Origin of the sequence: Roseovarius sp. (assembly GCF_048262375.1) — a bacterium.
GTDB lineage: Bacteria > Pseudomonadota > Alphaproteobacteria > Rhodobacterales > Rhodobacteraceae > Roseovarius.
Window position 1 is genome coordinate 20972 of the sequence record NZ_JBLXFE010000018.1, and the last position, 12915, is coordinate 33886.

At 62.8% G+C, this 12915-nt stretch carries 14 protein-coding genes; 6 read left to right on the plus strand and 8 right to left on the minus strand.

Going from position 1 to position 12915, the window contains the following annotated elements:
- Positions 1 to 116 precede the first annotated feature (116 nt).
- The 5 genes from ACN0SW_RS16015 to ACN0SW_RS16035 are packed head-to-tail and all read right to left on the minus strand — an operon-like array spanning position 117 to position 3951.
- Positions 117 to 806 (minus strand): ABC transporter ATP-binding protein, encoded by a 690-nt coding sequence (locus tag ACN0SW_RS16015; protein ID WP_417728931.1) that lies wholly within the window; start codon positions 804 to 806, stop codon positions 117 to 119.
- Positions 803 to 1567, minus strand: a complete 765-nt coding sequence (locus tag ACN0SW_RS16020; RefSeq protein WP_417728932.1) for an ABC transporter ATP-binding protein — start codon at positions 1565 to 1567, stop codon at positions 803 to 805. The genes ACN0SW_RS16015 and ACN0SW_RS16020 overlap by 4 nt, the downstream gene beginning before the upstream one ends.
- Positions 1560 to 2543, minus strand: a complete 984-nt coding sequence (locus ACN0SW_RS16025; protein ID WP_417728933.1) for a branched-chain amino acid ABC transporter permease — start codon at positions 2541 to 2543, stop codon at positions 1560 to 1562. The genes ACN0SW_RS16020 and ACN0SW_RS16025 overlap by 8 nt, the downstream gene beginning before the upstream one ends.
- The gene (locus tag ACN0SW_RS16030) at positions 2540 to 3460 is read right to left on the minus strand and encodes a branched-chain amino acid ABC transporter permease (RefSeq protein WP_417728934.1); all 921 of its coding nucleotides are present in this window, start codon (positions 3458 to 3460) and stop codon (positions 2540 to 2542) included. Before ACN0SW_RS16030 ends, ACN0SW_RS16025 begins: the two co-directional genes overlap by 4 nt.
- An 8-nt stretch (positions 3461 to 3468) precedes the next feature.
- The gene (locus tag ACN0SW_RS16035; RefSeq protein ID WP_417728935.1) at positions 3469 to 3951 is read right to left on the minus strand and encodes a thioesterase family protein; all 483 of its coding nucleotides are present in this window, start codon (positions 3949 to 3951) and stop codon (positions 3469 to 3471) included.
- A 155-nt stretch (positions 3952 to 4106) separates the two neighbouring features.
- On the opposite strand from ACN0SW_RS16035, the gene ACN0SW_RS16040 reads away from it, so the two are divergent.
- Entirely contained in the window at positions 4107 to 4592 is a 486-nt protein-coding gene (locus ACN0SW_RS16040; protein WP_417728936.1) for a YHS domain-containing (seleno)protein, read from the plus strand.
- A 182-nt stretch (positions 4593 to 4774) separates the two neighbouring features.
- The gene (locus ACN0SW_RS16045) at positions 4775 to 6001 is read left to right on the plus strand and encodes an NAD(P)/FAD-dependent oxidoreductase (RefSeq protein WP_417728937.1); all 1227 of its coding nucleotides are present in this window, start codon (positions 4775 to 4777) and stop codon (positions 5999 to 6001) included.
- Between the two features lie 126 nt (positions 6002 to 6127).
- Here ACN0SW_RS16045 and htpX read toward each other — a convergent pair whose 3' ends face one another.
- A complete protein-coding gene (gene htpX / locus ACN0SW_RS16050) occupies positions 6128 to 6988 on the minus strand; it encodes a zinc metalloprotease HtpX (RefSeq protein ID WP_417728938.1) in 861 nt (286 codons plus the stop codon).
- Between the two features lie 132 nt (positions 6989 to 7120).
- Between htpX and ACN0SW_RS16055 the strand changes: the two genes are divergently transcribed.
- From ACN0SW_RS16055 to ACN0SW_RS16070, 4 genes are all read left to right on the plus strand, one after another.
- A complete protein-coding gene (locus ACN0SW_RS16055; protein ID WP_417728939.1) occupies positions 7121 to 7762 on the plus strand; it encodes a sulfotransferase family 2 domain-containing protein in 642 nt (213 codons plus the stop codon).
- A 122-nt stretch (positions 7763 to 7884) separates the two neighbouring features.
- A complete protein-coding gene (locus ACN0SW_RS16060; protein WP_417728940.1) occupies positions 7885 to 8634 on the plus strand; it encodes a Hint domain-containing protein in 750 nt (249 codons plus the stop codon).
- Between the two features lie 102 nt (positions 8635 to 8736).
- Entirely contained in the window at positions 8737 to 9558 is an 822-nt protein-coding gene (locus ACN0SW_RS16065; RefSeq protein WP_417728941.1) for a bifunctional allantoicase/(S)-ureidoglycine aminohydrolase, read from the plus strand.
- A 169-nt stretch (positions 9559 to 9727) separates the two neighbouring features.
- Positions 9728 to 10726 (plus strand): type I glyceraldehyde-3-phosphate dehydrogenase, encoded by a 999-nt coding sequence (locus ACN0SW_RS16070; protein WP_417728942.1) that lies wholly within the window; start codon positions 9728 to 9730, stop codon positions 10724 to 10726.
- A 23-nt stretch (positions 10727 to 10749) separates the two neighbouring features.
- On the opposite strand, the gene ACN0SW_RS16075 is transcribed toward ACN0SW_RS16070, so the two are convergent.
- Both ACN0SW_RS16075 and upp read right to left on the minus strand, forming a co-directional pair.
- Positions 10750 to 12153 (minus strand): SPOR domain-containing protein, encoded by a 1404-nt coding sequence (locus ACN0SW_RS16075; RefSeq protein WP_417728943.1) that lies wholly within the window; start codon positions 12151 to 12153, stop codon positions 10750 to 10752.
- 65 nt (positions 12154 to 12218) lie between these two features.
- Positions 12219 to 12851, minus strand: coding sequence for a uracil phosphoribosyltransferase (gene upp, locus ACN0SW_RS16080; RefSeq protein ID WP_417728944.1), 633 nt, complete (start codon positions 12849 to 12851; stop codon positions 12219 to 12221).
- Positions 12852 to 12915: the final 64 nt, after the last annotated feature.

The following is a 12915-nucleotide window of genomic DNA, read 5'->3' on the forward strand; positions in this document are numbered from 1 at the left end:
CTTGGCACAGGGCGGAAATCACATGACTTTTACCGAAGCAAGGCCGGGCGTAAGGGGCTGCGGCCTGTCGGTCATTTTTATGTGCGCAGGCTGTGAACGAGGTTTCGCAGGGGAGTTCAGACCCCGAGATAGCGGTCGGTGATTGCTGGTGTGAGCGCTGCAAATCCGCCAGTCCAGACGGTGCGCCCCTTTTCAACGATCACGGCGCTGTCGGCCACGCGCGAGAGTTCGCGAATGGATTTGTCGATGACGAGAAGCGCCATGCCGGTTTCGGATTTCAGCCGGGCGAGGGCGGCCCAGATTTCTTGACGCACCACCGGGGCCAAGCCTTCGGTTGCTTCGTCGAGGATCAGGAGGCGGGGATTTGTCATCAAGGCGCGGCTGATGGCCAGCATCTGTTGCTCGCCGCCCGAGAGAGAGGCGGCGATCTGATCCTGACGCTCTGCCAGACGCGGAAAGAGCCGGGTGACGGCGGCCATGTCCCACGCGCCGGTGCGGGCAGCGGCAATCAGGTTCTCGCGCACGGTCAGGCTGGCAAAGCAGCGCCGCCCTTCGGGCACAAGGCCAATCCCAGCCCGCGCCGCGCGATGGGCGGGCAGGCCTGAGAGGTCACGCCCGGCAAAGGTTGCCGCGCCGCTGCCGTGGCGCAGGAGGCGGCAGATCACCTTGACGGTGGTGGATTTACCCATGCCGTTGCGCCCCATGAGCGCTACGACCTCGCCTTCGCGGATGTTGAGGGTGACGTCAAAGAGTGCTTGGCTTGCGCCATAGGATGCCGTGATATTTTCGAGCGAGAGCAATGTCATTGCGCGGCCTCGTCCATGTCATCGCCAAGATAGGCGCTGCGCACCTCGGGATCGCGGCGGATTTCATCCACGGTGCCGGTGGCAATGATCTGGCCATAAACCAGCACGCTGATCCGGTCGGCAAGGGCAAAGACCGCGTCCATGTCATGTTCGACCAGCAGGATCGGGGCCTCGGCGCGCAGGCCGTCCAAGAGGCTGGTCAGCGCGCGGGTGCCGTCTGCCCCAAGCCCCGCCATTGGCTCGTCCATCAGAAACAGGCGTGGGCGCAGGGTGAGGGCGATGGCCACTTCGAGCTGGCGGCGTTGGCCATGGGACAGCTCTGCACAGCGGGTATGGCGTGCGTCAAGCAGACCGACGGTGCCAAGCGCGGATTCGGCGCGCGCTATCAGGTCGGAGTCGCGCATGACCGGGCGAAAGAAGCGGACCACATCGCCGCGCTGGCCAAGCGCCCCCAGAATGGCGTTTTGCAGCACGGTATAGTCCATCGGCAGGGCCGAAATCTGAAAGGTGCGCGCCATGCCCAGCCGCGCGCGCGCCGCTGTATCAAGGCCGGTCACGTCCTGCCCGTCAAAGAGGATGCGGCCTGCGTCGGGGCGCAGCGCGCCTGCGATCTGGGCGATCAGGGTCGATTTGCCCGCGCCATTGGGGCCGATCAGGGCGTGGATTTCGCCCGGTCTGAGATCGAGCGTGATGTCGCGGCTGGCGGTGAGCGCGCCAAAGCTTTTGGTCAGGCCGTGAATTTCGAGAATGGGATCAGTCATGCGGCTGCCCCCGACCGGCGAGCATCCCGTAAAGCCCGCCGCGCGCAAACAGCACGGTGCCCAATAGGATTGCGCCCAAATAGATGTGCCAATAGTCGCTGAGCCCGCCCAAGGTATGTTCGAGCAGGATAAAGAGCGCGGCCCCCGCCACGGGGCCAAAAACGCGGCCAACCCCGCCCAGGATCACAAACACCATGATCTCGCCCGAGGTTTGCCAAGAGAACATCACCGGGCTGACAAAGCGGTTGAGATCGGCAAAGAGCGCGCCCGCAAGGCCGGTGATCGCCCCCGAGAGGGTAAAGGCGATGAGATAGAGGCGGTAGGGGCGTTGCCCCACTGCCGCGACGCGCGCCTCATTCTGTCGGGCTGCCCCCAGCATCAGGCCAAAGGGCGAGCGGGCCAGCCGCGCGGTGAAAAAGAGGATCAGCGCCAAGAGCCCGTAACAGAGCGCGAAGAACTGGATCGGGTCCATGGTGTTGAGGCCCGGAAAGCCATTGCGGACATAGATCGACAGCCCGTCCTCGCCACCATAAGAAGGCCATGAGATCGCGAAGTAGTAGAACATCTGCGAAAAGGCGAGGGTGATCATGATGAAGTAGACCCCGGTCGTGCGCAGCGAGAGCGCGCCGACGCCAAGGGCCGCGAGGCCCGCGACGAGGGTGGCCACCAGCCAGATCACCGGCATGGATTTGGTGCCCTCGATTACGAACGGCCCGTCGATGAGCGCGGTATAGGTCTGGGCGTGATAGGCAAGAATGCCCATGGCATAGCCGCCAAGGCCGAAAAACAGCGCGTGGCCAAAGCTCACAAGCCCGCCGAAGCCGAGGGCGATGTTGAGGCCGACACCGGCGATGGCGAGGATCACGGCGCGGGTGGTGAGGGTGATGAGAAAGGGTTCGTCTGCGGCCCAGGCGTAGAGAGGGAAGAGCAGGAGCGCTGCCATCAGGGTGGCATTGAGCAGGGGTTCGCGGCTCATGTGGCACCGCCAAAGAGGCCGCGCGGTCTGAAAATCAGCACGCCCGCCATGAGGATGTAAATCGCCATCGAGGCCAGCGATGCGCCCACGGAATTGGCCGCCGCCGGCTCCATGAAGGTGGCGAAGGCTGTGGGGAGAAGGGCGCGGCCCAGCGTATCTGTCAGCCCCACCAGAAGTGCGCCGATAAAGGCCCCCTTGATCGAGCCGATGCCGCCGATCACGATGACGACAAAGGCGAGAATGAGCACCGGCTCGCCCATGCCCACCTGCACCGATTGCACAGCACCAATGAGGGCCCCGGCAAAGCCTGCGAGCGCTGCGCCCAGCGCGAAGACCAGCGTGTAGAGCGCAGAGATGTTGACGCCTAGGGCGGCGATCATCTCGCGGTCATTTTCGCCCGCGCGGATGCGGATGCCGAGGCGGGTTTTCGAGATCATCGCAAAGAGTGCGGCGGCAATGACGAGCCCTGCGCCGATCATGGCGAGGCGGTAGCGTGAATAGTCGATGCCAAAAGGCAGGCGCAGCGTGCCCGAGAGCCAGTCTGGCGTGTCGAGATAAAGCGGGAAAGAGCCAAAGACCCAGCGGGTGCCCTCGGACAGGATCAGGATAAGGGCGAAGGTGGCGAGCACCTGATCGAGGTGGTCGCGGTCATAGAGGCGGCGGATGACGAGGAGTTCAATGAGGACGCCCGCCACGGCGGCGGCGGCAAGGCTGGCCGCAAGGGCCAGAAGAAAAGAGCCGGTCAGCCCCGCCACAAAGGCGGCGGCGAAGGCACCGATCATATAGAGCGAGCCATGCGCCAGATTGATCAGCCCCATAACGCCGAAAATGAGCGTAAGCCCCGCCGCCATCAAGAACAGCATCACCCCGAATTGCAGCCCGTTGAGGGCCTGTTCGATGAGCAGGATGGCGGACATCGCAGGCGTCAACCCCGCCCGGGAATGCCGATGCGGCTGCCGATGCCGTCGGGTCGGGGCAGGGTGGCATGCGCTGCGGCCATGGCTGCGACGCGGGTCGCCACATCCCCGGGCATGGGCACGACGCGTGGGCCGGTGATATCCACATGCAGGGTCAGCCCCTCGCCGGTGGCGGCAATCCAGCCGTCGCTGTGATAGAGTTCCTGAAAAGAGTGAAACCGCTTGGGGTCGTGGTCCAGCAGGTAGAAGCTGCTGCGCAACCGGTCGCCTCGTTTCACCTCGCGCAGATAGCGGATGTGGAATTCGGCGCTGAAGGTGGTCAGGTTGCGGGTGGCGCGATAGTCCGGGCCAAAGCCCATTGTTTTAAACGCCTCATCGGCGCAGCGATCAAATAGAACCGTGTAGTAGCCCATGTTCATGTGGCCGTTAAAGTCGATCCAGCCCTCTTCGACCGTATGGAAAGAGGACAGGAAGGGCAGGGCGTCTGACATCGGGCGCGGGCCTCCTTGGGAATATGCTCTGCGCCTTTTAGGGGATTTGCGGCGGCAAAGGCAATGGGATGCGCCTTATGGCAGTTTCGTGATTTGGATTTTGGGGCGCAACGCCTAGTTAGAGCGCAAGGACAAAAGAGGAAAGGACGAGATACATGATCACACGGCGCAGTCTATTGGCCGGGGCGGCTCTGGTTGGGGCCGCTGGCGCGGGCTATCTGATCTGGGGGCGCGCAGGCTTTGAAGAGCTGGCGGCGGCACCGGTCTATACCGAGGCAGGCGTCGCGATCCGGGGCACCGATCCGGTTGCCTATTTCGCCCAAGGCGCGCCCGTGGCGGGATTGCCTGTGCATGCGTTTGAGTGGAATGGCGCGACGTGGCATTTCGCAAGCGCCGAGAACCGCGCCGCCTTTGCCGATGATCCGTCCCGCTATGCGCCGCAATATGGCGGGTTCTGCGCATGGGCCGTGGCGGAGAAGGGCAAGCTTTATTCCACCCAGCCCAAGAATTGGGCGATTGTGGAGGGCAAGCTTTACCTCAATTACAACGATGACATTCAGGAAAAGTGGCAGGCGGATATTCCGGGGTTCATCGCCCGAGGGGATGCGCGCTGGCCGGAGGTGTTGAAGGGGGAGGGGTGAGGGGCGCCAACGGCCCTGAGCGGTCACCCGTGCCGTATGCAGCGAAAGGCAGCGTTGAGCCACTTTGACAAATGTTGCGATATTCACGAATGTCGCAACACAATTAAGTCGCTTGCGATATTTGCAACCCCGATCAATTGGTTTCTCTGGAGTTGCCCAGACCGAAAAAGGTTAAAAAAGAAATGAAATCAGACGTTCAGGTCGCCGTCATTGGAGGAGGTATTGTCGGTGTCTCGATATTGTACTGGCTTGCGAAACTGGGGTGGACTGACACGGTCCTGTTTGAACGTCGTGAACTAACCTCAGGGTCGACGTGGCACGCGGCGGGCAACACCACATATTTCGGACCATATCGCAAAATGACAGCTCTGTTTGCGGGGTCCATTCGCACCTATTTGCAAGCCGAGCGGGAGTCAGGTCAATCGGTTGGGTTTCATCAGACAGGCTCTTTAAGACTCGCGGCAACAGAACGTGAACTGGAGCTGTTCCATGCCTATGCGCCCCGTTACGCCACACTTGGAATCCCGTTCCATATCCGAAGCCCCGAAGACGTCGCTGCACTTCATCCTTTCATTGACGTCAGCGCCATTTATGGCGCGGCGCACACTCCGACGGATGGTCATGTGGACCCTACAGGTGCCACAAACGCAATGGCCCAAGCCGCGCGCCAACTTGGTGCATCCATTGAACGTCATTGTCCGATTGGAGCGATCAAAAGGGATGGGCGCTCATGGGTTTTGGAAACGCCGAACGGGCAAGTCACAGCGCGACATGTTGTTGTTGCAACATCTTTCTGGGCCCGCGAGATGTTGGCACCACTTGGTCTGAACTTGCCGATTTATCCAACGCAGCACCATGAGATTGTGACGGAAAGCCTGCCTGAAATCGCGGCTTTGGACAAAGAACTTCCGTCAATACGCGATAGTTGGGTGTCGTGTAACGTACGGCAAGAACAGGACGGTTTGCTGATTGGCATCTATGAAAAAAGGCCTGAGTTCTGGGCGCTGGACGGTATCCCGCCAAATTTCAAGGAAGAGCTGCTGCCGCCGAACCTTGAGCCACTCATGCCGCATTTAGAACGCCTTATGGAACGCATGCCGCTGTTCGCAGACGCAGGCATAAAGGTGGTCAACAACGGGCCTTTTGCCATGACCCCCGATGGTTTGCCGTTGATTGGACCGATGCCAAACATGGAGGGGCTTTGGCTGGCAACCGGCTTTAATGTTGGCATTGGAACCGGCGGCGGATCAGCTGAGATTCTGGCAAACTGGATGACAAAGGGCCAATCACCTAAGGGGCTCGACGCAATCCGTGCAGATCGTTTCGGCAATGATCTCGACCAGGAGGCGGCTCTTGCATCTATTCGAGAAGTCTATGCGCGTGGTTATCAATTGCCGGACGAAATCTGAGGCTGAAACCCAATCGCGGAAGCGGCCATTCGATTTTTGAAGATCAAAGACCGCTCTGTCCCGCATCCGAGATGTCGGTGCAGAGCGCAGAGAAAGTCCGCTCCCCACATCTACCCGATACCCCCCTTACGCCCAAGGGCCGCGCGACGTGCGCTCGCCGGCCATGTCGCGCAGGGCGCGGATGCGATTGGCGGGGTTGGGGTGGGTCGAGAACAGCCGGTCATGGGCATGGGCGTGCAGCGGGTTGATGATGAACATATGCGCCGTGGCCGGGTTACGCTCGGCGGTGTCATTGTCGATGCGCGCGGCAAGGCCTGAGATTTTCTCGAGCGCTGTGGCCAGCCAGAGCGGGTTGCCGCAGATCTCGGCGCCGATGCGGTCGGCCTCGTATTCGCGGCTTCGGCTGATCGCCATCTGCACCAGACCCGCCGCGAGGGGCGCGAGGATCATCAGCGCCAGCGTGCCAATCAGCCCCGCGCCATTGTTGCGGTTGCCGCCAAAAAACATCGCGAAATTGGCCAGCATGGAGATTGCCCCGGCAAAGGTGGCGGTGACGGTCATGATGGTGGTGTCATGGTTGCGGATATGGGCCAGCTCATGCGCCATGACGGCGGCAACTTCTTTGCGCGACAGGGAGCGGAGCAGGCCCGTGGTGGCCGCAACGGCAGAATTGGCCGGGTTGCGGCCTGTGGCAAAGGCATTGGGCTGGTCCGAGTCGAGGAGGTAAATCGCCGGGCGCGGCATCCCTGCGGCATCTGCCATGTCATGCACCAACTGCGTGAGCGCAGCGCCATCAGGCCCGGAGGCCGGGCGCGCGTTGTGCATGCGTAGCACCATGCGGTCTGAATGCCACCAGCTCATGGCGTTCATGGCCAAAGCGATCACCAACGCGATTATCGCGCCGCCGCTGCCCCCCAATAGGGCGCCAATGCCCAGAAAGAGCGCGGTCATCGCCGCCATCAGAATGCCTGTGCGCAGATATCCCATAGGATCACCTCTTGATTTCCAGGGCGAATATGGGGGTTTCGCGCCCGCTTGCAAGCGTCTGCCCCTTGGATCGGGCGGAGGGTGGCATTGAAAGGGGCTGTTCCCCGGCCGCCATGCCGCTAGGATGCGCGCATGATCATTTCGCCCGGTCGCGGCTATATCTTTGTGCATATCCCCAAGACAGGCGGCACCGCGATGGCGCTGGCGCTGGAGGCGCGCGCGCGCGCGGATGATATATTGATTGGGGACACACCCAAGGCCCGGCGCAGGCGCGCACGGCTCAGGGGGGTGCAGGCGCGCGGGCGGCTGTGGAAACATGCCACGCTGACCGATATTGACGGGTTTGTGAGCCCCGAGGCAATCGAGGCCGCGTTTACCTTTACGCTGGTGCGCAACCCTTGGGACCGGATGGTGAGCTATTATCACTGGCTGCGCGGGCAGGCCTTTGATCATTCGGCGGTGCGCCTGGCCAAAGACACTGATTTTGCCGGTTTTTTGGCGGCACCAAAAACACAGATCGCACTGCGTACGCATCCCGCGCGCCACTATATGACGGCGGCGGATGGGCGTGAGCATTGTCGCCTCTACATCCGTCTGGAGCAGTTTGAGGCGGATGCCGCGCCGCTTTGGGCGCATTTGGGATTCACATTGGATTTGGAGCGCGTCAATGCCTCTGAGCGGGGCTGTTACCGCGATTATTATGGTCGCCGAGAGGCCCGAATCGTGGCGGATTGTGCCGCCGAGGACATCGCGCGATTCGGCTATCGGTTCTGAAAATTTCTAAAGGTTTCGTGAGATTGCGACTGACGATTGCGCCAATCACGCGGCTTGGGTTGCGTTGTCCACAGCGCCGCAACGGTGCCATAGTTCAGCCTGAATTCGAGCAAAAACGCGTCATGTTAACCTTGACTAAGTGCTTCTATCGAAGCGTCAAATCTATTGTGCAGGTATGGTTTGGCCGCAAATCAAAGGGAACCGCGACCGGGATGCTGGGCTGGAACGTCATAAATACGCGCAGAACTGCCGCAGATCAGACGCCAGAGCCATCCGGTGTGCAAAGCGGACTCTTGAGTGGGACGCGGGTGGCCACGAGCCTTGGCTGGCGGGCGGTTCAGGCGCTGTGTGCCGGAGATCTGGTTGTGACCTTTGATGCGGGTTTGCAGCCGCTTACTGGGGTGACGCGGCATCCGGTTTGGACGGGTACGGATGCCTGTCCGCAGCGTTTCTGGCCGTTGGACCTGTCGCGCGGGGTGCTGGGCAATCGCGCCCCGCTGCGGATCATGCCGCATCAGGTGGTGATGGTAGAGAGCGATCTGGCCGAGACACTCTGGGGGGATCCCTTTGCCCTGGTGCCCGGTGCCGCGCTTGACGCGATGCCCGGTGTGAATCGCGCGCCACCGGGGCCCAACGCAGAGGCGGTTCAGCTGCATTTCGAGACCGAACAGGTGGTGTTTGCCGAGCATGGTCTGATGGCGCTCTGCCCGTCTTCGCGCGATCTGCTGGAGTATGCGCTGAGCCCTGGGGGAGTGACCTATGAGGTGTTGCCCATGGCCGAAGCGCGGGGGTTGATGCTGGCCATGGCCCGGCTTGCAGAGCCGGTGCATCCGACGAGCGGCCCGCCAGACCGTGGTCACATGGCCGTTTGAGCGCACAAAGGGCGTGCCGTTGACAGATGGTCCTTGGCAGGGCGCGTGCTGCGGGGTTTGATGGCGGGATAGTCCCGCGATGCTCCAGAGGAGGCCCCCGACATGACCAAACCGCGCAAATACGCAACGCCAGAGGGCGGATTGCCGCCGCAGAGCCAGCTCTTGAGCGATCGGGCGGTGTTCACCGAGGCCTATGCGGTGATCCCGCGCGGGGTCATGCGGGATATTGTCACCAGCTATCTGCCACATTGGCACCAGACGCGGGTCTGGGTGATTGCGCGGCCGATGACCGGCTTTGCCGAGACATTCTCGCATTATGTGATGGAGGTGGCGCCCGGCGGCGGCAGCACGCGGCCCGAACCGGATGCCGAGGCGCAAGGCGTGCTGTTTGTAACGCAGGGAGAGATTCGGCTTGAGATTGAAGGCGCGGCACATGTGATGGTGGCGGGAGGCTATGCCTATTTGCCTGCCGGCTGCGTCTGGCAGCTGCAAGGCCGGGGGGATGCCCCGGCGGTGTTTCACTGGATTCGCAAGGCCTATGAAGCGGTGGAGGGGATTGACGCGCCCGAGGCCTTTGTCACCAGCGACGCCGCAGTTGCGCCGACGCCGATGCCCGATTGCGGCGGGGTCTGGGCCACGACGCGGTTTGTTGATCCGGCGGACCTGCGCCACGATATGCATGTCACCATCGTCACCTTGCAGCCCGGCGGGGTGATCCCATTCATGGAAACGCATGTGATGGAGCATGGCCTCTATGTGCTGGAGGGCAAGGCGGTTTACCGGCTCAACCGTGATTGGGTCGAGGTTGAGACGGGCGATTACATGTGGCTGCGCGCCTTTTGTCCGCAGGCCTGTTACGCGGGCGGGCCGGGGCCGTTTCGCTATCTGCTCTACAAGGATGTGAACCGGCATATGGCGTTGTGAGATAGAGGCGCTGCCCCCGCGCCCCTGCGGGATGCTCCCTCGGCGTATTTGCAGAACGGTGATTGCAGATCGCAGGCGCTGAATTTGATCAAATTATGTTTCGGGGCTGGTGTTTCCGGATGCGGCGCAGCAATGTCAGCCCTATTGACCTGTCTGCTGGGAGGACGCCATGTCAGAGGACCGTATTCGTGTTGCCATCAACGGGTTTGGCCGGATCGGCCGCACCATCCTGCGCATTCTGATGCGTGAGGGGATGGCATTCGATCTGGTCTGTATCAACGATATCGAGCCGTTGGAAACCTGCGCCTATCTGTTTCAGTATGACAGCGTTTACGGGCCTTGGCTCGGTGCGGTTGAGGCCCGCCCCGGCATGCTGGTGGTGGATGGGCAGGAGATCCCGTTTCATGCGGCGCGCGATCTGAGCACGCTTGATCTGTCGGGGGTCGATCTGGTGCTGGAGTGCACGGGTATGGGGGGCGCACGGGCGGTGGCCGAACGGGGGCTGGCGGCGGGGGCGCGTGCCGTGCTGGTGTCGGGCCCCTCGGCAGAGGCGGATGCGACCTTGGTGATCGGGGCGAATGAGGACGATCTGGGGGATCACCGGGTCATCTCGAATGCGTCGTGCACAACCAATGCACTGGCCCCTCTGGCGCGGCTTTTGGATGAGGCGTTTGGTATTGTCAGCGGACAGATGACGACTGTGCATTGCTATACCGGCAGTCAGCCCACGGTGGACAAGCCACGGGATGCGCCCGAGCGCAGCCGCGCCGCCGCGCTGTCGATGGTGCCAACCACGACGAGCGCGCAGCATCAGACCGGGCTGGTGCTGCCGGGTCTTGCGGGGCGGATCGAAGCGCGGGCCATCCGGGTGCCGGTGGCCAGTGTCTCTTGCATTGATTTGGTGGTGCAGTTGCGCACAGAGGTTACGGCAGCACAGGTCAACGCAATGCTGCAGGAGGCGGCCGTGCGCCATCACTGGCTGGGCTGGACAGAGGCACCGCTGGTGTCATCCGATCTGCGCGGGCGCCCCGAGAGCCTGATCGTCGCGGGGCCGCAAACCTCGGTGTCGGTGGGCGGCCTCGTGCGCGTGTTCGGCTGGTATGACAATGAATGGGGATTTTCCTGCCGCATGCTGGATATGGCGCGGCGGATCGGGCGGCGCGGCTGAGCCCCGCCCGCACAGGGTATACGCTATTTGCGCAAGGTCACATTGGCAAAGCCCATTGCGCGCAGCCGCTCGGTGCCCGAGGTCAGTTGCGATTGCGTTGCGAACGGACCCGCAAGCACGAGCGTCAGGTCGCGCCCGTCACGGGTGAGAGTGCCGCGCCGGGCCGGAAGGCCCGATTTGGCGATGCGGCGCGCTGCGGCCTGTGCCTGCGCCGGATCGGCAAATATCCCGACCTGAGCGTAGCGGTGGGTTGCGGCGGGCTGGGGCTGGGGCTGTGTCGCCGGAGCAGAGCGGGTTGAGACCGTGCCCCGGTCTGTCGTCGCCTGCGCCGGGGGCTGCTGTTGGGCCATTTGTTGCACGGTCATCGGCTCAGGCACCCGGCGTCCTTGGGTCGAGACGGTGACCCCTGCCGCGCGCTGCGCCTCGAAGCTGGTGTAGGGCGGTTGCAAGCCGGGGAACTGGTGGATCACATCGGCCCCGGTGCGACGGTTGATCAGGGTTTGCGGCACGGTGTTGGTCCACATCACCAGCATCTGGTCGCGGCCCTCAAAGGTCTGATGCGCGCGGTAGGGATTAAGCCGGTCATCCTCCCATACGGGTTGCATGCCTGCGGGCACATAGACGCCGACAAGGCTGGCGCGTTGGCTGGCGTAAATGCGGGCCGGGGCCACACGGGTATAGGCGGGAACGGCGTCTGCTGTGGCTCGGGTGCCGGAACGGGGGGCCGCGCCGATGGTGCGTGTCGTTCGCGATGGGGTGCGATTGGCATAGGTCACATGCGGTGTTGTCTGGGGGCCGCAGCGGACGGGTGAGCCATTGTGCTGAACCATATAGGCGGCCGAGACGCCGGTGGCATTGGCGCAGGCGGTCCGGGAAGGATCGGGTTGGGTGATGCGGATGGCGCGGCTCTGCGCTGTGGGGGTGGCCTGTTTGACGCTGCTGGGGCGCGGATCCGCCTCTGGCCGCAGAGCGGTGAGCGGCACACTGGCGGCGGGGCGGGGCGCTGCGGTCTTGGTGGTCGCGGTCTGCACCGGAGCGGTGCGGCGGACAGGCTGAACCGTAGGCAAGGGGGTCGGGGCCGGGGCCGCAGCTATGCTAGCCGCGGGTTTGGTGGCCGTCTGTACGACAGGTTGCGCCGGGGCAGGCTGAGCGACAGGGGCCTTTGCCTGCACGGGCGGGGCGAGGCTGGGCTGAAAGCCGCAGAGTTGATCGCGGCCACGCGTGACGCGCGGCACCCATGTGACATTGCCCGCGACACCCGCGCGGACAAAAACGCAGCCTGCGCTATCGACATATTGTCGGCCCTGAAAGCTGGCAGGTGGGAATTCAGCGGGTTCAGAGGCGGTGCGAATGCTCTGAGCGGCGACCTCTGCCGCGCCGAGAAGGGCGACAGTAGAGGCCAGCATGACTAGTCGTGAAAATCTCATTTTGCCCCCAAGGTCAATTCGGGGCAGGTTGCCTTATTTTTGCTGTTTAGTAAACAGTAATTGGCTTATTTAGTGCCAAACATGCGATCACCCGCATCACCTAGTCCAGGCAGGATATACCCTTTGTCATTCAGTTGTTTGTCCAGCGCGGCGGTGACGACCGGCACATCCGGGTGCGCCTCATGCATGCGTGCGACCCCTTCGGGGGCGGCGAGAAGGCAGAGAAAACGGATATCGCGTGCGCCGGCCTCTTTGAGCATGGTGACGGCGGCGGCCGAGGAGTTGCCAGTGGCCAGCATCGGATCGACCACGATCGAGAGGCGTTCGCCCAGTTGCTCCGGCACCTTGAAGTAGTATTTGACCGGCTGAAGCGTCGCCTCGTCGCGGTAGAGCCCGACAAAGCCGACACGGGCCGAGGGGATCAATTCCAACATACCGTCGAGCAGGCCGTTGCCCGCGCGCAGGATCGAGATCAGCGCCAGCTTGCGCCCCGCCAGCACCGGCGCGTCCATTTCCATCAGCGGCGTGTCGATGGCGCGGGTGGTCATCGGCAGTTCCCGGGTGATTTCATAGGCAAGCAACTGGCTGATCTCTCGCAGCAGTTGGCGAAATACTGCCGTGGAGGTTTCCTTTTGCCGCATCAGGGTCAGCTTGTGCTGGACGAGCGGGTGATCGACGATGGTGAGATTCGGGAACATGGCGGGCCTCTTGCGCTGCGGTGTTGACCGTCATTCCAGAAAACGCGGCCAAGGGCAACGCCGC